Here is a 20,320-nt window from a genome sequence, read left to right as displayed (position 1 = left end):
GAGTGGGGTCCTCTGCGGGAAGGGGTCTGCGGGGTCGGGTCGGTGGCGGGGGCTTGTTCAGGAGGTCAGGGCGTGCACCGGGCGGGCGTACACGGCGCCGAGCGCGGGGATCCCGGCGGCCACGGCGAGCACATCGGCGCCGAGGCGCTGGGCGACCACCAGACCGGCGTCGCGCCGCAGCCGCGAGCGGCGGGCGAACTCGGTGCGCACCACGTCGAGATAGACCGGGTCGAGGCAGGAGAAGTGCTCGGTCAGCACCAGCAGGTCGGGGTTGACGACGTCGGCCAGCAGCGCGAGCGCCCGGCCGATGATCTCCGCGCGCCGCCGCACCAGCCGGTCGGCCCGCGGGTCGCCGGCCTGGACGGCGGCCACCAGCGCGGCGCGGTCCGGCCGTTCGGTGATCCCCTCGGCCGCCGCCGCCTCGAACAGCGTGGTGTCCGAGGCGGCGACCGCCAGGCAGCCGGTCCGGCCACAGGGACAGAGCGCGTCGCTCTCCGGCACCGGCAGGTGGGCGAGGTCCCCGGTGGGCGAGGCCGGACCGATGTGCACGGTGCCGGCCACGGCCAGGGCCGCGTCCACCACATGGGCGACGAACAGGTGGACGACCGAGCGGCGGGCCGCCGGGTGCCCGAAGAGGATCTCCGCCTGGGTCAGTGCCCGGGCGTGGTTGTCCACCTGGACCGGCAGCCCGGAGGCCTCCGTCAGCAGCCCGCGGAGCGGAACATCCCGCCATTTGAGGGGATCATGACGGACAATCACACCGCGCTCGCGGTCGACCGCGCCGCCGGTGACGGCGCCGAGGCCGACGACGGTGCGGCCGTCCGGGACGGCGGCCAGCAGCCCGGGCAGCCGCGCCAGCAGCGGCCGCAGCACGGTCGGTCCGGTGCGGCCCCGGTGGCTCAACTCGCGCTGGTGCAGCACGTTTCCGCGTGCGTCGAGGAAGGCGAAGTGGGTGGACGGCAGTCCGATGTGCAGACCGGCCACCGCGATCCGGTCGGTGTCGACGTCCACCGGCAGCTGTGGCCGGCCGACCGCTCCGGCGCCGGGGGTGGCCGACTCGGGCCGCTCGCGCAGCAGCCCGAGTCGGGTGAGGTCGACCACCTGGCGGGAGACGGCGGCCGGGCTCAGGCCGGTGAGCGCGGCGACCCGGCTGCGGGCCACCGGACCGTGGTCCAGGACGGTCCGCAGGACGGCGGCGGCGTTGACGTCCCGCCGTGCGTCCCCGGTGCGTGGCCGGGCGGCGGTGGCGGTTCCGCCCGGTGCGCCGGTCTCGGTGAACATCCCTCGCCCTCCCTGGAGTCGGTGGTGGTCAGCGCCCGGCGGCCTCGGCCTCCAGCTCCTCGGCCGGCACCAGCCCGGCCACCCGCGGCGGGTCGGCGGGCTCCAGCAGACGGCTCGGCGTGCCGTCCACGCCCGTCGGCAGGTCGCCGTCCAGGGTGATCCGGCGCACCAGGCGCGGCTCGTCGCCGTAGTCGTTGACGGCGTAGTGCTGGGTGGCGCGGTTGTCCCAGATCGCGACGTCGCCGACCTGCCAGTCCCAGCGCACGGTGTTCTCCAGCCGCTCCACGTACCGCTGGAACAGCTCGATCAGCGCCTTGCTGTCGGCGCCCGAGACGCCCTGGATCCGCTGGGCGAAGGCACCGAGCAGGAGGCTCTTCTCGCCGGTCACCGGGTGGACGCGGACCACCGGGTGCTCCGTCTTGAAGGCGGTGGAGACGAACACCTTGCGGAAGAGGTTGGCGACCTCGGCGTTGTCGGCCAGCTCGGGGCGCAGCGCGAGGCTCGCCGCGTAGTCGTAGTCGTTGGTGTGCACGGCGCGCAGCGACTCGGCCAGCACCTTCAGCGGCTGCGGCAGGTCCTGGTAGGCGGCCACCGTGTTGGCCCACACCGTGGAGCCGCCGGCCGGCGGCAGCTCCAGGGCGCGCAGGATCGAGGCCTTGGGGTAGGCGGGCACGAAGGTGACGTCGGTGTGCCAGTTGTTGGCGCGCACGCCCTTGGTGGCGTCCAGCTCGAAGATGTACCGGCCGTCGGCGCCCGGGACGGTGGGGTGGCCGACCGGCTGGCCCAGCAGACGGGCGAACGCCTCGTGTCCGGCGTCGTCGAGGTGCTGCTGGCCGCGGAAGAACAGCACCTTGTGCTCGTACAGCGCGGCGTCGATCGCGGCGACGGTCGCCGCGGGCAGGTCGCCGCCGAGGCGCACGTCGTGCACGATCGCGCCGATCCGGCCGGCGGCGGGGGTGAGCCGGAGGTCGGTGACGGTGGAGATGGCGGTGGACATGGCGGTTCCTCGACTCTCGTGGAGGGGAATGGGGATGCGCGGGACCGCCCCGGGCCGGCGGGAGCGGGCAGGGCGGTGCTGCGGAGAACGGCACACGGGTGCCGGGGGAGGTGCGACGGCCGGGCGGCCGGGATCAGCGGGCGAGTGCCCCGCGACAACAGCGACGGCGGCGGAGGGCCGGGACGGTGCGGTGAACGGTGCTCATCGGCCCTCCTTCCGGGTCCGGGGCGCTGCGAGTGGCTCGGCGCTCATCGTGCTGAAGCCCGTGCCTCCCTGTCAATCACCCGTCCTGCCTGGTGGGAAGGGGCGTTGCGGGCGTGTGACGCCGTGTTGCGGGCGATGGTCGGGCGATGACGGGACGACTGCGACGGCGTGTTCCCGCCTGTCGGGGGCGTGTCGGGATTACTAACTTTCGCAGCGGAAGAAACCCGGCCGACGGCGGCGGGGCCCGCCCGGAGCTCCTCCGGACGGGCCCCGCGGGGTGCGGTGAGGGGGCGTCACACCCCCATCAGACGGGCGAAGTCCAGGCCGAGGCCGCCGAGCACGGGGAGCGCGCCGAGGTCGGTGATGGCACCGACCGGGATGCTGTAGCCCTGGTTGACCTCCCGGGGCTCCGGAGCGACGGCGGCGGGCGCGGTGCCGGCCGCGGTGCCGGGCTCCGCCGTGGCCGTGGCGGTGGAGGTGGCCGTGGCGGTGGACGAGGCGGCGGCGGGCCCGGTGAGGGCGGCGGTGAGCAGGGCGGTGAGGGCGGCGAGCTGGGCGAGGGTGCGCACGAGGGCCTCCGGGGGCGTGGGAACGGGCACCCTGCCGAACGCGCGGGAGAGCCGTGCGGTCACGTGCCGTCCCCCCTTCGGCGGGAGCATCCCGGTCGGCCCGCCCGCCCCCGCCCACGACTGTCGGTGGGGGCGGGCAGGATCGACCCCGGCAGCGGACACCGGTGGAGGGGCGGACGGACATGGCGCGGTACCTGACGGTGACGGCGGCGGTCACCATCGACACGGCACGCCTGCGGGCGTACCTGCGCGCACCCGTCGCCCCGGCCTCCACCCGGCCCGGCCCCGACTGGACCGGCCTCTGCGCCCCCTGGCACGACGAGGCCCTGCGCCGCCGCTACCGCGCCGAACTGCCCGCCGCCCTCGCCGAGTGCGACCGCTGGACCGACGGCGACCACGCGGCCTTCCTCCACGACCTCGACGAGGACGGCGCACTCACCCTCCGCCACGACGCGCCCACCGGCTCCCTCGCCCTCGACCTCGACACCCGGGTCGACTTCGAACTCCCCGGCATGATCCAGGCACTCACCGTCCTGTGCGGCCTGGCCGACGCCATGGCCGGCGACGACACCGGCCTCGTCGAACTCACCACCGACTGGAGCGAGGGGACCGTCCTGCTGCACCTGACCCCCGGACGCCCGGCCTTCCTCGACCCCGCCCTGGACGCCGCCACCCTCGCCCGCGCCCGCGACGCCGCCTTCGACACCCGCTGCGCCGCCGGAGAATCGGGCGAGGACGAGCCGGCCGGTGAGGTCCTCGACCGCCTGCTCTCCTGACAGGGTGCCCGGGCCGGACCCCGGATCCTGGCAGGCTGTCGCTGGTTCGCGGACGGCCCGCGGGCGTACCGTCCCGGGAAACGGTCGGCGCGAGGCGGAGGTCGGGGTCCGTGGGATCCGGAGACACGGGTGTGAACGGCGGGGTGTCCTTCTGGTGGGGCCGGCTCGGGCTGCCCGAGCCGCGACCGGCGCTGCCCGGCCACCGGGAGGTCGACATCTGCGTGGTCGGCGGCGGCTACACCGGTCTGTGGACGGCGTACTACCTCAAGAAGGCCGAACCCGGTCTGCGGATCGCCGTCCTGGAGCAGCGCTTCTGCGGCTACGGCGCCTCCGGGCGCAACGGCGGCTGGCTCTACAACGGCTTCGCCGGGCGCGGCGCCTTCGCCCGCCGCCACGGCCGGGCCGGCGCCGCCGCGATGCAGCGGGTGATGGACGCGGCGGTCGGCGAGGTCGCCGACACCCTGGACGCCGAGGGCATCGACGCCGACGTGGTGCGCGGCGGCGTGCTGGAGGTCGCCCGCACCCCCGCCCAACTCGCCCGGCTGCGCGCGTTCGCCGAGACCGAGCGCTCCTACGGCCCCGACCGCGTGCGGGAGCTGAGCGCGGCCGAGACCGCCGGACGGCTGCGGGTCGACGGTGCCCTCGGCGGCGTCTGGAGCCCGCACGGCGCCCGCGTCCAGCCCGCCAAGCTGGCCGCCGGTCTCGCCGACGTCGTCGAGCGGCTGGGCGTCGAGCTGTACGAGAGCACGCCGGTGACCGCGATCCACGGCGGCCGCACGCCCCGCGCGGTCACCCCGCACGGCACCGTCGGCGCCCGGTACGTCCTGCGCGCCACCGAGGGCTTCACCTCGGGCCTCGCGGGGGAACGGCGCACCTGGCTGCCGATGAACTCGGCGATGATCGCCACCGAGCCGCTCCCGGCGTCCTTCTGGGCCGAGGCCGGCTGGGAGGGCCGCGAGGTGCTCGGCGACTTCGCCCACGCCTACATGTACGCCCAGCGCACCGCCGACGACCGGATCGCCCTCGGCGGACGCGGCGTCCCCTACCGCTTCGGCTCCCGGACCGACGTCGACGGCGCCACCCAGCCCGCCACCGTCCGCCAACTCCGGGACGTCCTCCACGCGTTCTTCCCCGCCGCCCGCTCCGCCCGGATCGAGCACGCCTGGGCCGGGGTGCTCGGCGTGCCCCGCGACTGGTGCGCCACCGTGGACCTCGACCGGCGCACCGGCCTCGGCTGGGCCGGCGGCTACGTCGGCAGCGGGGTGACCACCACCAACCTGGCCGGCCGCACCCTGCGGGACCTGGTGCTCGGTCACGACACCGAGCTCACCCGCCTGCCCTGGGTCGGCCACACCGTCCGCCGCTGGGAGCCGGAACCCCTCCGCTGGCTCGGCGTGCACGCCCTCTACGCCGCCTACCACGCGGCCGACCGCCGGGAGTCCGGCCGTCGCCGCCCCACCACCTCGCCCCTCGCCCGCCTCGCCGACACCGTCGCCGGACGGTAGCCGGGCCGCCGGGGCCCGGTAGCCGGGCCGTCGGGGCCCGGCCGAGTGACCGGCCGGGCCCCGGCGGCCCAGGGGCGGGCTCAGGCGCCGACGTACTCCGCGAGGTGCTGGCCGGTGAGGGTGCTGCGGGCGGCGACCAGCGCGGCGGGGGTGCCCTCGAAGACGATGCGGCCGCCGTCGTGGCCGGCCCCCGGGCCGAGGTCGATGATCCAGTCGGCGTGCGCCATCACCGCCTGGTGGTGCTCGACGACGATCACCGACTTCCCGGAGTCGACCAGGCGGTCCAGCAGCCCGAGGAGCTGCTCGACATCGGCCAGGTGCAGCCCGGTGGTCGGCTCGTCGAGGACGTAGACGCCGCCCTTGTCGCCCATGTGGGTGGCCAGCTTCAGACGCTGCCGCTCGCCCCCGGACAGGGTGGTCAGCGGCTGGCCGAGGCTGACGTAGCCGAGGCCGACGTCGACCAGCCGGGTCAGGATCCGGTGGGCGGCCGGCACCCGGGCCTCGCCGGCGGCGAAGAAGGCCTCCGCCTCGCTCACCGGCATCGCCAGCACCTCGCTGATGTCCCGCCCGCCGAGGTGGTACTCCAGCACCGAGGCGTCGAACCGCCGGCCCTCGCAGTCCTCGCAGGTGGTGGCCACCCCGGCCATCATCGCCAGGTCCGTGTAGACGACGCCCGCGCCGTTGCAGGTCGGGCAGGCGCCCTCGGAGTTGGCGCTGAACAGGGCCGGCTTCACACCGTTGGCCTTGGCGAACGCCTTGCGGATCGGCTCCAGCAGACCGGTGTAGGTGGCCGGGTTGCTGCGCCGCGAGCCGCGGATGGGGCTCTGGTCGACGGAGACCACGTTCTCCCCGGCCGGGATCGAACCATGCACCAGCGAGCTCTTCCCGGAGCCGGCCACACCGGTGACCACGACCAGCACACCCAGCGGGATGTCCACGTCGACGTCGCGGAGGTTGTGCGCGCGGGCGCCGCGGACCGGCAGCCTGCCGGTGGGCGTGCGCACCGACTCCTTCACCGACGCCCGGTCGTCGAGGTGCCGGCCGGTGACCGTGCCCGCCGAGCGCAGGCCCTCCAGCGGGCCCTCGTAGCAGACCGTGCCGCCCGCCGAGCCCGCGCCCGGACCGAGGTCCACCACGTGGTCGGCGATCGCGATCACCTCGGGCTTGTGCTCCACCACCAGCACCGTGTTGCCCTTGTCCCGCAGCTGCCGCAGCAGGCCGTTCATCCGCCGGATGTCGTGCGGGTGCAGACCGGTGCTGGGCTCGTCGAAGACGTACGTCACGTCGGTGAGCGAGGAACCGAGGTGGCGGATCATCTTGACCCGCTGCGCCTCGCCGCCCGACAGCGTGCCGGCCGGCCGCTCCAGGGAGAGGTAGCCGAGGCCGATCTCCACGAAGGAGTCCAGGGTCTGGCGCAGCGCGGTGAGCAGCGGCGCCACCGAGGGCTCGTCCAGGCCGCGCACCCACGCGGCGAGGTCGCTGATCTGCATCCGGCACGCGTCGGCGATGCTGATCCCGGCGATCTTCGAGGACCGGGCGGCCTCGGTCAGCCGGGTGCCGTCGCACGCGGGGCAGGCGGCGAAGGTGACCGCGCGGTCCACGAACGCCCGGATGTGCGGCTGCATCGCCTCCCGGTCCTTGGCGAGGATGGACTTCTGGACCTTGGGGATCAGCCCCTCGTAGGTGAGGTTGATGCCGTTGACCTTCACCTTGGTCGGCTCGCGGTGCAGGAAGTCCCGCAGCTCCTGCTCGGTGTAGTCGCGGATCGGCTTGTCCGGGTCGAGGAAGCCGGAGCCGCTGAAGATCCGGGTCATCCAGCCGTCCCCGGTGTAGCCGGGCACCGTGATCGCGCCCTCGGCGAGCGACTTGGTGTCGTCGAAGAGCTGGGTGAGGTCGATGTCCGAGACCGAGCCCCGGCCCTCGCAGCGCGGGCACATGCCGCCGGTGATGCTGAAGCTGCGCCGCTCCTTGACCGTGGTGCCGCCGCGCTCCACGGTGACCGCGCCCGCCCCGCTGATCGAGGCGACGTTGAAGGAGAACGCCTTGGCCGAGCCGATGTGCGGCCGCCCGAGCCGGCTGAACAGGATCCGCAGCATCGCGTTGGTGTCGGTGGCGGTGCCCACGGTGGAGCGCGGGTCGGCCCCCATCCGCTGCTGGTCGACGATGATCGCCGTGGTCAGGCCGTCCAGCACGTCCACGTCCGGGCGCGCCACCGACGGCATGAAGCCCTGGACGAAGGCGCTGTAGGTCTCGTTGATCAGCCGCTGCGACTCCGCCGCGACGGTGTCGAACACCAGGGAGCTCTTGCCCGAGCCGGAGACGCCCGTGAACACCGTCAGCCGGCGCTTCGGGATCTCGATGCTGACGTCCCTGAGGTTGTTCTCGCGCGCGCCGTGCACGCGGATCAGGTCATGGGTGTCGGCGGCGTGCGGTTCGGGTGTCTGCGCGCCGGCCCTCGTGCCCGTGGTCATCGTCTCTCCGGTTCCTCTCGCGGTGCCCTCGGTTCCGATCTAACCAGCCGGGTACGACAGGCGGGGGCTTAGGCCGGTCGGAGGCCGCGCGCTGGCGGCCGGCGGGGGCGCGCCGCACGGTGGTGGCGGGGGACGGACGACGGGAGGTGCCGGCGGTGGCGAAGCGGGCGCGGCTGTGGCGCACGGCGTCGGCGCTGGCGGCGCTGGTCGTCTGCGCCGGTGCGGTGCCGGCGGCGGCCGCCGGCCCGGGGTGGGCGGTGGCCGTGGTGGACCAGGCCTCGCGGCGGGTGCTGGTGGTGCGCGGCGCCGACGGCCCGGCCGGCCGTCGCGGGCCCGACCGGCCGCCGGTGCTCTGGTCCTGGTCCGCGGACACCGCCGGCGACCTCGGCGACCTCGACCCGCGCCGCAGCTGGGAGGCCCCGGACGAGGCGAAGACCCGGGTGCGGGACGGGCGCCGGTACCTGGTGGTGACCGCCTCCGGCGGACTGGCGGCCCTCGTCGACGTCCTGAGCGGCGCCACCGCCTGGGCCGTCGACACCGGCCCGCTGGCCAATCCGCACAGCGCCGAACTGCTCCCCGACGGCAACGTGGCCGTCGCCGCCTCCTCCGGCGGCTGGATACGCCTGTACGCCGCCTCGCTCGGCCCGCGCGTCACCGCGCACGCCGAGTACCGGCTGCCGGGCGCGCACGGGGTGCACTGGGACGGGCGCGCCCGGCTGCTGTGGGCGCTCGGCGACGACGCGCTGACCGCGCTGCGGGTGGGCGGCACCGCGGCCGCGCCCTCGCTCACCGCCGAGCGGACGGTGCCGCTGCCCGAACCCGGCGGCCACGACCTGGCACCGGTGCTCGCCGCGCCCGGCCGGTTCTGGGTGAGCACGGCGGCGCACCTGTGGCGCTTCGACCCGGCGGAGGAGCGCTTCACCCGGATACGCCTGGGGAGCGAGGGGGCCGAGCGGGACATCAAGAGCGTGGGCGACGAACCCGGGACCGGGCGGCTGCTCACCGCCGCCCCGGACCACGCCGGCCCCTGCTCCTGGTGCACCTCGGTGCTCACCCTGCACCGCCCGGACGGCCACCGCCCGCTGCCCGGTGCGCACCTCTACAAGGCGCGCTGGTGGACCAGTTGGGGGAGCGGGGCATGACCCCGGGGGCCGGCGGCACGACCGGGGGAGGAAGCCGGGGGAGAGGCGGGGAACGGGCCGGACCGGGCTGGCATTCGGTGGATGCGGCTGATTTTATGCAACGCCAAACTACTCCAATAGTGGTCAGTTTCCGCTCCGGTTCCGTATACCTCCCGGTAGCGCCCCGGGCTGGGATAGCGTCCATGGCGCCGGGGGGATCCGGGCCCGCTCGACGGGCCCGCACCATCCAGAAACCCACCCCTACCCACCCCTACCCCTTCAGGGAGAGAACTGTGCGAAATTTCGTTTCCGAATCCAGGTCCGAGACCGTGGACGAGCTGCGGCTCGCGGTGGAATCGCTCGCCGCCTTCCCGGCCCGCGCCGCGTTCGGCGGGACGGAGGTCACCGACCGCCTCTCGGCGGTGGCGGATCTGTGCCGGGCGGTCGACGGTGTCCTCGACAGCCTGGTCGTCGAGGCGGCCGCCGAGGCCGCCGAGGAGGGCTGGACCGCGGCCCGGATGGCGTCCGAACACGCCGTCTACTACGCGCGGTTGCGCCGGGCGCTGCTGCTCACCGGTTCCACGGCAGAGCAGCGGTGAGCGCGGCAGCCACCGAGGCGGTGGACGTCGGCGCACACGTGGTGGCCTGTCCCACCCGGTGGAGCGACGTCGACGAGAACGGGCACATCAACAACGCCCGGCTGGTCTCCTACGTGCAGGAGGGAATTTACGACCTGTTCTGCCACCACCCGGTCGCCGTCCGGGAATCGCTATTCCCGTCCGGATTCCTGATCGCGCGGCACGAGATCGATTATCTGGAGCAGCTGTACCACCGGCCGGAACCGTTGCTGGTGCAGTTGACCGTCGAACGACTCGGGCGCAGTTCCGCGCACGTCGTGGTCAGGGTGTGCCGTGACGCGCACACATTCATGCGGGCACGGACGGTCGTGGTCGCCAGGGACGCGGTCTCGGGCCGTTCCCGCACGCTCAGCCCGTCGGAGCGCCGGTTCCTCTCCGGGTTCCTCTCCGACGAAGCGGCTCCCGTGGTGCCGCCCCGGGTGGCGATCGCCTCGCCGCGCGGATCGCTGTCCGCGGCGTCCTCCGGGCACCACCCGGTCCGGCGCCGTCTGCCGAACCCCTCCGCCCTCACCAGGGGCGTGTCGGTGATGCCGGACGGGCGTCGCGCCCGCTGACCTCCGCCGCGACCCCGACGATGAGCGGCAGGATCCTGCTGGGGCAGGATCCTGCTTGGTTGTGCGGGCGGTGGAGGGCCGGGGCGGGACCGGGGCGGACCCGGGGAGCCGCAACCCGGCAGCAGGGGTGGGGAATTCGGCCGCGGCGCCGTCGCCGCCGGGCGCCGGCCGGGCGGGCACACGCACGGCGCCCCGAAGCCGCCCGTCCGCACGGAGCGGTCCGGGACCGGCCCAGGCCCCCGAACGCCCGCTCCGGGCCGGGTCAGCGGCAGAGCGCGGCCGCGCCGATCAGCCCGGCGTCGGTGCCGAGTTCGGCACGGCGCACCTCCAGGCCGCGGACGTAGGACAGGGCGGCGTAGCGGTCCAGCTGACGGGCGAGCGGCTCGAACAGGACCGGTCCGGCCGTCGCCACCCCGCCGCCGATCACCACCCGTCGCAGGTCGACCAGCGCGGCGGTGGCGGCGATCCCGGCGGCCAGCGCCTGGGCCGCCCGGTCGAAGGCGGCCAGCGCCACCGGGTGCCCGGCCCGCGCGTCCTCGGCCACCGCGCGCGCCGAGCGGTCCGCCCCGGCGGGCCGCCAGCCCCCGGCCAGGGCCCGCCGGGCGATCGCGGTGCCGCTGGCGAGGCCTTCGAGGCAGCCGCGCGAGCCGCACGGGCAGGGCTCGCCGTCGAGGTCGACCGTGATGTGGCCGAGGTGCCCGGCGTTGCCGCTGGGGCCGGGGCGCACGGCGCCGTCCAGCACCAGGCCGGCGCCGACCCCGGTGGAGACCACCAGGCACAGCGCGTTCTCGGCGCCGCGGGCCGCGCCGCGCCAGTGCTCGGCGGCGGCCATCGCCACGCCGTCCCCGGCCAGCGCCACCCGGCGGGTGCCGACGGCGGGGTGGGCGGCGACCTCGGCGCCGAGCGGGAACTCCCGCCAGCCGGGGATGTTGACCGGGCTGACCGTGCCCCGGGCGAGGTCCACCGGCCCGGCGCTGCCGAGGCCGACGGCGGTGACCTCGCCCCACCGCGGCGCGGCGGCCAGCCGGTCCAGCACCCGGTGCACCACGGCCAGCACCTCGGCCCCCGGCTCCCGCGCCGGGGTGGGCAGCTGGACGCGGTGGGTGAGCGTCCCGGCGGAGTCGACGAGCGCACCGGCGATCTTGGTGCCGCCGATGTCGACGGCGGCGAACAGCGGGCCGGCGGCGGGCGAGGGTGTGGTCATGACGGGTGGCTCCGGGTGAGGGGCACGGGCAGGGACGGACGCACGGACGGGGACGGGGAGACGGGGCGGGGGCGGGGCACGGACAGGGACAGCAAACAGGATCGGTCCGCCGGGGCGAGCGGCAGGGTTGCCCCCGGCGGTGCCCGTTCGGGCCGTTCCGGCCCGAACCGGCGCGGAAATCCGCCGCCGTGCGCAACGATTCGCGGCCCTCAGGACATCAAGGAAGTATGGAATCGAATCTTCTCCCGACAGCGGAACCGTCCGACGACGAAGGATCCGGGCCCACCCGGAAGTCGCCGGTCCGCTTCGTCCGCCACGGTGCGACCTTCCTCGGCGTGAGCGTGGTGTCCGGTGCGCTGCTGGCCGGCATGGCGCTGCCCGCCGTCGGCGCGCTCGGGCTGACCGCCAAGAACACGGCGGAGGGGTTCGACGACATCCCGGACGACTTCAAGACCCCGCCGCTCTCCCAGGTGACGCAGATCTTCGACGCCAAGGGCGGGCTGATCGCCAGGCTCTACGAGCGCGACCGCACCGTGATCACCGCCGAGCAGATGTCGCCGTACATGCGGCAGGCCCAGGTCGACATCGAGGACGCCCGCTTCTACGAGCACGGCGCCGTCGACCTCAAGGGCGTGCTCCGGGCGATCAGCAAGAACGCGGAGAGCGGCACCGCCGCCGAGGGCGCCTCGACGCTGACCCAGCAGTACGTGAAGAACGTCAACGTCGAGAAGGCCGGCGACGACAAGGCGGCCGTCCAGGAGGCCATGCGCAAGACCCTGGGCCGCAAGATCCAGGAGCTGAAGGTCGCGATCAGGCTGGAGGAGGAGCTGACCAAGGACCAGATCCTCACCAACTACCTCAACATCACGTTCTTCGGCAACGGCGCCTACGGGGTGGAGGCCGCGTCCCAGCGCTACTTCAGCAAGTCCAACAAGGACCTCACCATAGCCGAGGCCGCCACCCTGGCCGGCCTGGTGCAGAACCCGTCGAAGTACGACCCGAAGGCGCACCCGCAGGCCGCGGTGAACCGCCGCAACGTCGTGATCGACAAGCTGCTGGAGAACAAGCACATCACCGAGGCCCAGGCCGCGGAGGCCAAGGCCGCCCCGCTGGGCCTGGCGTACAAGGACCCGCAGAACGGCTGCATCGTCGCCCAGGCGGGCATGGGCTTCTTCTGCGACTACGTCCGGCAGGTGGTCAAGCAGGACCCGGTGTTCGGCGCCAACGCGGCCGAGCGCAAGAAGTTCTGGGACCAGGGCGGTCTGAACATCCGCACCACCCTCGACCCGGAGAAGCAGGCGGCCGCCCAGAACGCGGTGAGCTCCAACGTGCGGGTCACCGACAGCGTCTCGGCCGCCGCGACCATGGTCGAGCCGGGCACCGGCAAGATCGTCGCGATGGCCCAGACCCGGCCGTACGGGATCGACCGGGCCAGGAACCAGACCGTCGTCAACCTCAGCGTCGACGCGGCGATGGGCGGCGGCAACGGCTTCCAGCCCGGCTCCACCTTCAAGCCGGTCGTCGCGGCCGCGGCGATGGAGGCGGGGCTGCCGCCGACGCAGGAGTACTCGTCCCCGAACAAGATGGACTACCCGGACATGAAGACCTGCGAGGGCACCTGGAGGAACACCGGCAAGCCCAAGGTCGCGGTGCCCAACGAGTCCGCGAGCGAGGAGGGGCCGTACCAGCTGAAGCAGGCGATGGCGCTCTCGGTCAACACCTACTTCGTGCAGATGGAGAAGGAGATCGGCCTCTGCGCGGTCAAGCAGATGTCCAACAAGCTCGGCATCACCGCCCGGGCCAGCGGCAAGCCGCTGGACGAGGTCCCCTCGATGGCCCTGGGCGTCGAGGAGGTGAGCCCGCTGACCATGGCCGGCGTCTACGCGGCCTTCGCCGCCGGCGGCACGTACTGCGCCCCGGTCGCGATCACCGGCATCAGCACCATCGACGGCAAGGACGTCGCCATCCCGCCCGCCCGCTGCGACACGGCGTTCTCCGAGAGCACGGCCCGGGTGCTGAACACCATCCTGAACGGGGTGACCGAGAGCGGCGGCACCGGTGCGGCGCTCCACCTGGAGGGCGACCGGCAGATCGCGGGCAAGACCGGCACCTCGGACAAGAAGAAGGCCGCCTGGTTCACCGGCTACACCCCGCAGCTGGCCACCGCGGTCTGGCTCGGCGGCCCCGACGGCGGGGTGGAGATGCGCAACATCACCATCAACGGGAAGCGCCGCACCGAGGTGTTCGGTGCCGACGGCCCCGGCCCGATCTGGCGGGACGCCATGAACCAGGCGCTGCGCGGCGCTCCGAAGCAGTCCCTGCCGATGGCGGACATCCCCGATCCGGCGCCGCGGACCGACCCGAACGCCACGGGCTCGCCGTCCGGCACCCCGTCCGGCGCCCGCTCCGGTGCTCCGTCCAACGCTCCCTCCCACGCGCGTTCCGGCGCCCCGTCCAACGCCCCGTCGAACGCCCCGTCCAACGCCCCGTCCAACGCTCCGGCCAACGCTCCGTCCGACAGCCAGGGCTGACGGGCGGCCGGCGCGCGCCGACGTCCCCCGGCCGGCCGGGGGACGTCGGCATGACGGGCCGCCCTAGAGCGGGCCCCAGCGGTAGAGCGTGGAGCCCCAGGTGGCGGTGTGCAGGAAGGAGGTCGAGAAGGTGGTCTCCTTCTTGAAGCCGTCGATCTGCCCGGGGGCCGTGATCTTGGTGTAGATGAGGTAGACGAGGGAGAGCGGGTAGACGCAGAGCCTCCAGTCGTAGGTGCCGTCCTGCACCTTGATGTCGTCGGCGGGTGCGCTGCCGCCCGGGCTGTTGAGGGTCCAGGAGTAGGTGCCGGCGTCCAGGTGCAGCGACCGGTACACGCAGTTCTCGGGCGGGGTCACGGGGGCGGGCAGCGGCCCCACCTGCCCGTAGCCGGTGAGGAACTCGTGCTCGGTGACGGCGGAGGCGGGGGTGACGGCCGGGCCGGCCACCAGGGTCAGGGCGAGGGCCGGCAGGGCGAGCAGCCGGGCGAGCGTGCGCGCCCTCACCGGAGGGGTCCCCAGTTGTAGAGCATGGACTCCCAGGAGTAGGTGTACGGGAAGGAGACGTCGAACGAGGTCTCCTTGTGCCAGTACGCCCCGCCGCCCACCTTGCTGAGCTCGGTGTACGCGCCCCACATGACGGCCCGCGGGAACACGCAGAGGGTCCACTCGTAGGTGCCGTCCTGGACCTGGATGTCCTCGCTGGGGGCGAAGCCGCCCGGCGTGCTGAGGGTCCAGGCATAGGTGCCGGGGTTCAGGTGCAGCTGACGGGCGGTGCACTTGGCGGGTGGCGTGACGGGCGCGGGAACCGGGATCAACTGCCCGTAGCCCTGGAGGAATTCGTGCTCGTAGGCGGCGTTCGCCGGGCCCACCGCGACACCTGTCACCAGGGCGAGGACGAGGGCCGGGAGGGCGAGGAGCCAGGTGAGTCTTCGCAGCATGCGTGCCTCCGGTCGGCCGGGCGCGGGCCTGGACCGGGGCCCGGCGGTGGGGGTTCCAGTGGTCTACGCCAATTCTGCTGACCGGCGGTGCCGCTGCCCATCCCAGAACCCTGGGAGCCCGGCGGCCCCCGCCCGGCTCAGCTCCCCAGGGCGGTGAGCGCGAAGGCGCGGGTGCCGGCGACGTGGCGGCGGGCGAGGTCGGCGGCGGCCTCGGGGTCGCGGGCGCGGAGGGCGGCGAGCAACTGCTCGTGCTCGGTGCACATCGGCGTGCTGCTCTCGGGCCCCGAGGTGAGGCGGAACAGCCGGCGCAGCCGCCCGTCGAGCGGGGCCATCATCTCCTGGAGCAGGGGGTTGCCGGAGAGTTCGACGATCGCCCGGTGGAAGTCGGCGTTCAGGCCGACGGTCTCGCGCAGCCGGCCGGCCTCGGCGGCGCGGCGGGTGCGGGCGAGGATGCGTTCGAGGTTCTTCAGCCCGGCGGGGGTGGCGTGCTGGGCGGCGAGGCTGGCGGCGAGGGCCTCCAGGGACTCCCGGACGGCGAAGAAGTGCTCGGCGTCGGCCGGTCCGAACCCGGCGACCACCGCGCCCTTGCGGGCCTGGACGGTGAGGAAGCCCTCGCTCTCCAGGCGCTGGACGGCCTCGCGCACGGGGACGCGGGAGACGCCCATCGTCTCGGCCAGCTCGCGTTCGACCAGGCGGCGGCCGGCGGGGTACTCGCCCTCGATGATCCGCTCGCGCAGCCGGACGTAGACGAGGTCCCGGAGCGACTGGTGGGCGTCGCCGGGCGTATCGGTCATCGGAGGCTCCAGTCGGGTGGGGGCTGCGCCTGGTCGTCGGGGCTGCCCAGATCATTTCAGATCGGCGGCCGATACCCCTTGTTTGGTATTCGGTATACCAGATAGCTTGAGGCCCCCGCCCGGTCCGCGGCCCCGCGGCCCCCGAATCCTGGACGCTCATGTGATCACCCCCGACCTCCTGCTCGACGCCACGCTGCCCGACGGCAGCACGGCCGACGTCCACCTCGCCGACGGCCGGATCGCCGCCCTGACCCCGGTGGCCGCCCGGCGGCCGGACGCCGGCGGCGGCGCCCCCTCGGCCGTCTCCCTGGGCGGCGCGCTGCTGCTGCCCGCCCTGGTCGACGGCCACGCCCACCTGGACAAGACCTTCCTCGGCGCGCCCTGGCAGCCGCACCGCCCCACCGCGGACCTGCGCACCCAGATCGCCTCCGAGCGCGTCCAGCGCCGCGAGGTCGCCCGCCGCGCCCCCGTCGCGGAGCGCGCCGAGGCGCTGGCCCGGCGGATGGCGGCGCTCGGCACGGGCCACGTCCGCTCGCACGTCGACGTCGACCCGGACACCGGCCTCGACCACCTGCACGCCCTGCTGGAGGTGCGCGAGCGCGTCCGCGACGTCATCGGCGTGCAGCTGGTCGCCTTCCCGCAGAGCGGCGTGGTCACCGCTCCCGGCGTCGCGGACCTGCTGGACGCGGCCCTGCGCGAGGGCGCCGAGCTGATCGGCGGCCTCGACCCGGCCGGGTTCGACGGCGACGTCGACGGCCAGCTCGACGTCGTCTTCGGCCTCGCCGGGCGCCACGGCGCCGGGGTGGACATCCACCTCCACGACGGCGGCCCGGTCGGCGCCTCCCAGCTGCGCGACATCGCCGACCGCACCGCGGCCCTGGGCCTCGGCGGCCGGGTCGCGGTCAGCCACGCGTACGCGCTGGGCGACCTCGGCCTCGACGAACTCCTCGGCACCGCACGGAAGCTGGCGGACGCCGGGGTGGCGATCATGACCAACGGCCCGAGCCGGTCGATGCCGCCGGTCAAGCTGCTGCACGAGTTCGGCGTGCGGGTGTTCGCCGGCTCCGACAACATCCGCGACGCCTGGTGGCCCTACGGCACCGGGGACATGCTCGAACGCGCCACCATCATCGGCCTCCAGGGCGAGCTGATGACCGACGGCGACCTGCGGCTCGCCGCCGACCTGGTGACCTCGCACGCCGCCGCCGCCCTCGGCCTCGCCGACCACGGCCTGACGCCCGGTGCCCGGGCCGACCTGGTGGCGGTCGCCGCCGGCTCCGTCCCCGAGGCGGTCGCCGCCCACCCCGAACGGCTGCTCGTCCTGCACGGCGGCCGGGTCGTGCTGGACCGCACCCGCTGACGCCCCGCGCGGTCCGCCGGGGCCCCACCCCCGGCCCCCTGCCCCACCCCTGTTGGAAGGACGCCCCCCACCGTGAACTCCTCCGCGGAAAGAACCCGGCCCGCCTCCGCCGCCACCGCCACCGCCGCCCCCACCTCCCGCGCCGCCGACGCGTCCGCGCCCGGCCGTCTCGTGGGCGGCCGGATCGGCACCACCGACCTGGTCTTCTTCGTGGTCGCCGCCGCCGCGCCGCTGACCGTCCTCGCGGGCATCGCGCCGTTCGCCATCGGCGTCGGCGGCGCCTCGGCCCCCGCCGCCTACCTGATCTCGGGCGCGCTGCTCGTGCTGTTCGCCGCCGGGTTCACCGCGATGAGCCTCTACGTGCGCAACGCGGGCGCCTTCTACGCCTACGTCGCACGCGGCCTCGGCCGCACCCTCGGCGTGATCACCGCCTACGTCGCGGTGGTCTGCTACAACCTCATCACCCCCGGCGTGGCCGCCGCGTTCGGCTACTTCGCGGCCGGGCACATCGAGCAGCGCACCGGTGCGCACGTGCCCTGGTGGCTGCTGTCCGGCGTCTGCGTGGTGGTGGTCGGCGTCCTCGGCTGGCTGAAGGTGACGCTCAGCGCCAAGGTGCTCGGCGTGGCGCTGGTCCTGGAGGTGCTGTCGCTGCTGGTGATGGAGGGCGGGGTGCTCGCCGAGCGCGGCACGGCCGCCCTCGACCCGGTCTCCTTCGACCCCTCGTTGCTCACCCAGGGCGGCGTCGCCGGGATGTTCGTGCTGGTCATCGGTGCCTTCACCGGCTTCGAGGCGACCGCGATCTACGCCGAGGAGGCCCGCGACCCGCGCCGCACGGTGCCCCGGGCGACCTTCATCGCGATCGGTTTCCTCGCCCTCTTCTACGCCCTCGGCACCTGGATCGTGATGGGCGCGTACGGCACCGACGCCGCCGTCGCGGCCGCCCGCGCCGCCGACGGGCCGGACCTCACCTTCACCGCCGCCGAGCGCTTCGTCGGCCTCTGGCTCTCCGACTCGATGCATGTCCTGATCGTGGTCAGCGCCTTCGCCTCGGCCCTGGCCTTCCACAACGCGGCGGCCCGCTACCTCTACGCGCTCGGCCGCGAGGGCCTGCTGCCCCGCCGGCTCGGCCGGATCTCGGAGCGCTCCGGCTCGCCCGGCCCCGCCGTCCTGGTGCAGAGCGGCTTCAACGCCCTGGTGATCCTGCTGGGCGCGGTGCTGGCCGCCGACCCCTACCTGGTGGTGCTGCTCTGGTCCAACAGCGTGGGCGTGCTCGGCATCATGGCGATGCAGGCGCTGGCGGCGGTGGCGGTCTGGGCGTTCTTCCGGCGCGACCGGCGCGGCATGTCGGCCTTCCGGGTGGTCTGGGCGCCGCTGCTGGCGGCCGCCGGCCTGGCCCTGCTGACGGTGCTCGCCGTCTTCAACTTCAGCCTGCTGACCGGGGCTTCGGGCGTGGTGAACGCGCTCCTGCTGATCCCGCTGCCGCTCGTGGCACTGGCCGGCTACCTGGTCGCCCGGCGGATCCGGCGCACCGACCCCGAGCGCTTCGCCCGGCTGACGGAGGTCGACGTCGAACGCGGCTGAGCCGCGCCCGCCCCGGGCGGGGCGGCCGGGCGTCGAGGCAGCGGCAGCATCCCGGCTCCCGGCACCCGCCCTGCCGCCCCTGCCGCCGGGCCGGTCAGCGGCCGTTGCCGAAGGTGCCCCGGGGGCCGGCCGGTTCGGCGCAGGCCCGGCAGACCATGCGCGAGTAGACGGCCGCCGGGCCGCGGACCACCGCCTCGACGCCGCCGTCCGGGGACCGCGTCCCCGCCGCCCGTCCGCAGAGGTGGCACCTGCGCAGCGCCTGCGCCTTGGTGTAGCAGTCCCAGCAGACCAGCCGGTCCGCGGCCTCCGCCAGGACGACGGTCGGCTGCGGGGCCGCCAGGTGGCCGCAGTGGCGCAGGGTGCCGTCCCCCTCGGCGCGGAGCATCACCGCCCGGGTCTCCCGGAACCACGGCGCGGCCCGGTCCGGGGTGGTCCGCACCGGGGCCGGGCGCCCCGACGCGAGGAGCAGGCGCTCGGCGTGCTCACCGGCGGCGCGGATCTGGTCGATGACGGCGAGCTGGGAGGGGTCGTCGCTCATGGGCACGTCCTTGTGCGAACGATGGAAGGATGGGCGGGCAACGGTTCGTGGGAGGGGCGCTCGCGCTGCGGCACCGCTCCCGGTCTCCACTGTCCTACCCGTCTCCCGCCCCGCGCCTCCCCGGCAGCGGGGGTGTCGGCGCGCGCCCGGGGCGCACGCTCCGGCCGCGCGCCGGTGGGGGCGCGCAGAGCGGGGGACCCCACCGTGGGCCCCGACGAGCCGGGCCGTCCGAGGGAATCGCCGTGGGCGAGCCGGGTGTGCGTGCAGCCCCCAGCCCGATGTCGGGCGTCACCAGGTCGACGCCGGCCCGCCACCTCGGCGAGGTGGAACCGCCGGGGCGGCGGGCCTCAGCCGAGGGTGGCGGCCCGTTCGAGCACCTCGGCCGGGGCCTTGGCCACCGAGCCGGTGTCGAACGGGGGTTGCGGGTCGTACTCGGCGTAGAGCTGGATCGCCTGGGCGGTGGTCTCGTCGGTGAGCAGGGCGGAGAGCCGGACGGCCATGTCGATGCCGGACGAGACCCCGGCGGCGGTGATCAGCCGGTCGTGCCGGACCACCCGGTCGGCGGTGTAGACGGCGCCGTGGGACTCCAGTTCGGCGGTCGCCGACCAGTGCGTCGTCGCGGTCAGGCCCTTCAGCAGACCGGCCGCGCCGAGCACCACGGCACCGGTGCAGACCGAGGTGGTGAACCGGGTGCCGGCGTGGATCCGGCGCACCCAGTCGAGGAAGGCGGGATCCGCGAGCATCGGCCGGATGCCGCCGCCGCCCGGGATCAGCAGGACGTCACAGCGCTCCACCTCGGAGTACGCGGTCGGCACGTGCACCGGCAGCGCCCCGAACGTGTCCCGGACCAGGCCCGGTTCGCCGGTGACGAAGCGGACGGTGGCACCCGGCACGAGCGCGAGGATCTCGTAGGGGCCGATCGCGTCGAGCGGTTCGAAACCTTCGAAGAGCGGGATCACGATGTCCATGCGCCGCAGCATAGCCGCCACCCGCTCCGGGCGTCCCGCCCGTCAGCCGTCACGCCCGATGCTGCGGCCGCGCGGGGCGGGGCGGCACCGACGGCGCCCACCGGGCGGCGTTCCCCGCACGAGGCCGCGCACCCCGGCGTCGGCGGCCCAGGCCGGGGGCCCTCGCGACCGTCGGTCATCGCCGTGTCGACGGGGGGCAGCACGATTTTCCCGGCGTGGCCGGCCAGTTGATTGCGTGAAGGGCCCCGATGTCGCCGCCGACCCGTACGCCCGCCGGAGCTGCCGCGCTGCGG

Annotated in this window: 18 protein-coding genes; 8 read left to right on the top strand and 10 right to left on the bottom strand. The window is 74.8% G+C overall.

All coding sequences use genetic code 11. The annotated features are described in order from the left end of the window. Positions 1 to 57 precede the first annotated feature (57 nt). From ACFVVL_RS00760 to ACFVVL_RS00750, 3 genes are all read right to left on the bottom strand, one after another. Complete coding sequence (locus ACFVVL_RS00760; RefSeq protein WP_380293546.1) at positions 58 to 1,281, bottom strand: ROK family protein; 1,224 nt, start codon at positions 1,279 to 1,281, stop codon at positions 58 to 60. A gap of 28 nt (positions 1,282 to 1,309) precedes the next feature. Continuing rightward, a complete protein-coding gene (locus ACFVVL_RS00755; protein WP_387670298.1) occupies positions 1,310 to 2,278 on the bottom strand; it encodes a TauD/TfdA dioxygenase family protein in 969 nt (322 codons plus the stop codon). A 497-nt stretch (positions 2,279 to 2,775) separates the two neighbouring features. Continuing rightward, on the bottom strand, positions 2,776 to 3,114 hold the full coding sequence (locus ACFVVL_RS00750; RefSeq protein WP_387670296.1) for a hypothetical protein: 339 nt from the start codon (positions 3,112 to 3,114) through the stop codon (positions 2,776 to 2,778). A 119-nt stretch (positions 3,115 to 3,233) separates the two neighbouring features. On the opposite strand from ACFVVL_RS00750, the gene ACFVVL_RS00745 reads away from it, so the two are divergent. Beyond that, positions 3,234 to 3,827, top strand: coding sequence for a hypothetical protein (locus tag ACFVVL_RS00745; RefSeq protein ID WP_387670294.1), 594 nt, complete (start codon positions 3,234 to 3,236; stop codon positions 3,825 to 3,827). 110 nt (positions 3,828 to 3,937) lie between these two features. Next, positions 3,938 to 5,332 (top strand): NAD(P)/FAD-dependent oxidoreductase, encoded by a 1,395-nt coding sequence (locus tag ACFVVL_RS00740; RefSeq protein ID WP_387670292.1) that lies wholly within the window; start codon positions 3,938 to 3,940, stop codon positions 5,330 to 5,332. 80 nt (positions 5,333 to 5,412) lie between these two features. Here ACFVVL_RS00740 and ACFVVL_RS00735 read toward each other — a convergent pair whose 3' ends face one another. Continuing rightward, a complete protein-coding gene (locus ACFVVL_RS00735) occupies positions 5,413 to 7,803 on the bottom strand; it encodes an excinuclease ABC subunit UvrA (RefSeq protein WP_387670290.1) in 2,391 nt (796 codons plus the stop codon). A 155-nt stretch (positions 7,804 to 7,958) separates the two neighbouring features. Between ACFVVL_RS00735 and ACFVVL_RS00730 the strand changes: the two genes are divergently transcribed. From ACFVVL_RS00730 to ACFVVL_RS00720, 3 genes are all read left to right on the top strand, one after another. Further along, complete coding sequence (locus ACFVVL_RS00730; protein ID WP_387670288.1) at positions 7,959 to 8,945, top strand: DUF6528 family protein; 987 nt, start codon at positions 7,959 to 7,961, stop codon at positions 8,943 to 8,945. Between the two features lie 272 nt (positions 8,946 to 9,217). Then, a complete protein-coding gene (locus ACFVVL_RS00725) occupies positions 9,218 to 9,523 on the top strand; it encodes a hypothetical protein (RefSeq protein ID WP_380293560.1) in 306 nt (101 codons plus the stop codon). Continuing rightward, entirely contained in the window at positions 9,520 to 10,116 is a 597-nt protein-coding gene (locus ACFVVL_RS00720) for an acyl-CoA thioesterase (protein WP_380293562.1), read from the top strand. Before ACFVVL_RS00725 ends, ACFVVL_RS00720 begins: the two co-directional genes overlap by 4 nt. 262 nt (positions 10,117 to 10,378) lie before the next feature. Here the strand turns inward: ACFVVL_RS00720 and ACFVVL_RS00715 are convergent, their stop codons facing one another. After that, on the bottom strand, positions 10,379 to 11,320 hold the full coding sequence (locus tag ACFVVL_RS00715) for an ROK family protein (protein WP_387670285.1): 942 nt from the start codon (positions 11,318 to 11,320) through the stop codon (positions 10,379 to 10,381). Between the two features lie 335 nt (positions 11,321 to 11,655). Between ACFVVL_RS00715 and ACFVVL_RS00710 the strand changes: the two genes are divergently transcribed. Beyond that, positions 11,656 to 13,851 carry a transglycosylase domain-containing protein gene (locus ACFVVL_RS00710; protein WP_387670283.1) on the top strand — a complete coding sequence of 732 codons (2,196 nt, stop codon included), beginning with the start codon at positions 11,656 to 11,658 and terminating at the stop codon, positions 13,849 to 13,851. Positions 13,852 to 13,914: 63 nt separating this feature from the next. On the opposite strand, the gene ACFVVL_RS00705 is transcribed toward ACFVVL_RS00710, so the two are convergent. From ACFVVL_RS00705 to ACFVVL_RS00695, 3 genes are all read right to left on the bottom strand, one after another. Continuing rightward, positions 13,915 to 14,352 carry a hypothetical protein gene (locus ACFVVL_RS00705; RefSeq protein WP_387670281.1) on the bottom strand — a complete coding sequence of 146 codons (438 nt, stop codon included), beginning with the start codon at positions 14,350 to 14,352 and terminating at the stop codon, positions 13,915 to 13,917. Then, positions 14,349 to 14,786: a hypothetical protein gene (locus tag ACFVVL_RS00700; protein WP_380293570.1), complete on the bottom strand. Its 438-nt coding sequence runs from the start codon at positions 14,784 to 14,786 to the stop codon at positions 14,349 to 14,351. Before ACFVVL_RS00700 ends, ACFVVL_RS00705 begins: the two co-directional genes overlap by 4 nt. 137 nt (positions 14,787 to 14,923) lie before the next feature. Beyond that, a complete protein-coding gene (locus ACFVVL_RS00695) occupies positions 14,924 to 15,580 on the bottom strand; it encodes a GntR family transcriptional regulator (RefSeq protein WP_380293572.1) in 657 nt (218 codons plus the stop codon). Between the two features lie 160 nt (positions 15,581 to 15,740). Here ACFVVL_RS00695 and ACFVVL_RS00690 point away from each other — a divergent pair, with 160 nt between their 5' ends. Continuing rightward, positions 15,741 to 16,940 carry an amidohydrolase gene (locus tag ACFVVL_RS00690; RefSeq protein WP_387670278.1) on the top strand — a complete coding sequence of 400 codons (1,200 nt, stop codon included), beginning with the start codon at positions 15,741 to 15,743 and terminating at the stop codon, positions 16,938 to 16,940. Positions 16,941 to 17,012: 72 nt separating this feature from the next. Next, positions 17,013 to 18,521 carry an APC family permease gene (locus ACFVVL_RS00685; protein ID WP_387670276.1) on the top strand — a complete coding sequence of 503 codons (1,509 nt, stop codon included), beginning with the start codon at positions 17,013 to 17,015 and terminating at the stop codon, positions 18,519 to 18,521. Between the two features lie 94 nt (positions 18,522 to 18,615). Here ACFVVL_RS00685 and ACFVVL_RS00680 read toward each other — a convergent pair whose 3' ends face one another. Together ACFVVL_RS00680 and ACFVVL_RS00675 are read right to left on the bottom strand one after the other, a co-directional pair. Beyond that, positions 18,616 to 19,059, bottom strand: a complete 444-nt coding sequence (locus ACFVVL_RS00680; protein WP_380297372.1) for a hypothetical protein — start codon at positions 19,057 to 19,059, stop codon at positions 18,616 to 18,618. A gap of 347 nt (positions 19,060 to 19,406) precedes the next feature. Beyond that, positions 19,407 to 20,027 carry a DJ-1/PfpI family protein gene (locus ACFVVL_RS00675; RefSeq protein ID WP_387670274.1) on the bottom strand — a complete coding sequence of 207 codons (621 nt, stop codon included), beginning with the start codon at positions 20,025 to 20,027 and terminating at the stop codon, positions 19,407 to 19,409. Positions 20,028 to 20,320: the final 293 nt, after the last annotated feature.

Origin of the sequence: Kitasatospora sp. NPDC058115 (assembly GCF_042884635.1) — a bacterium.
Lineage (GTDB): Bacteria > Actinomycetota > Actinomycetes > Streptomycetales > Streptomycetaceae > Kitasatospora.
The sequence above is the reverse complement of the archived record's forward strand: the minus strand, read 5'-3'. Positions and strand labels throughout refer to the sequence as shown.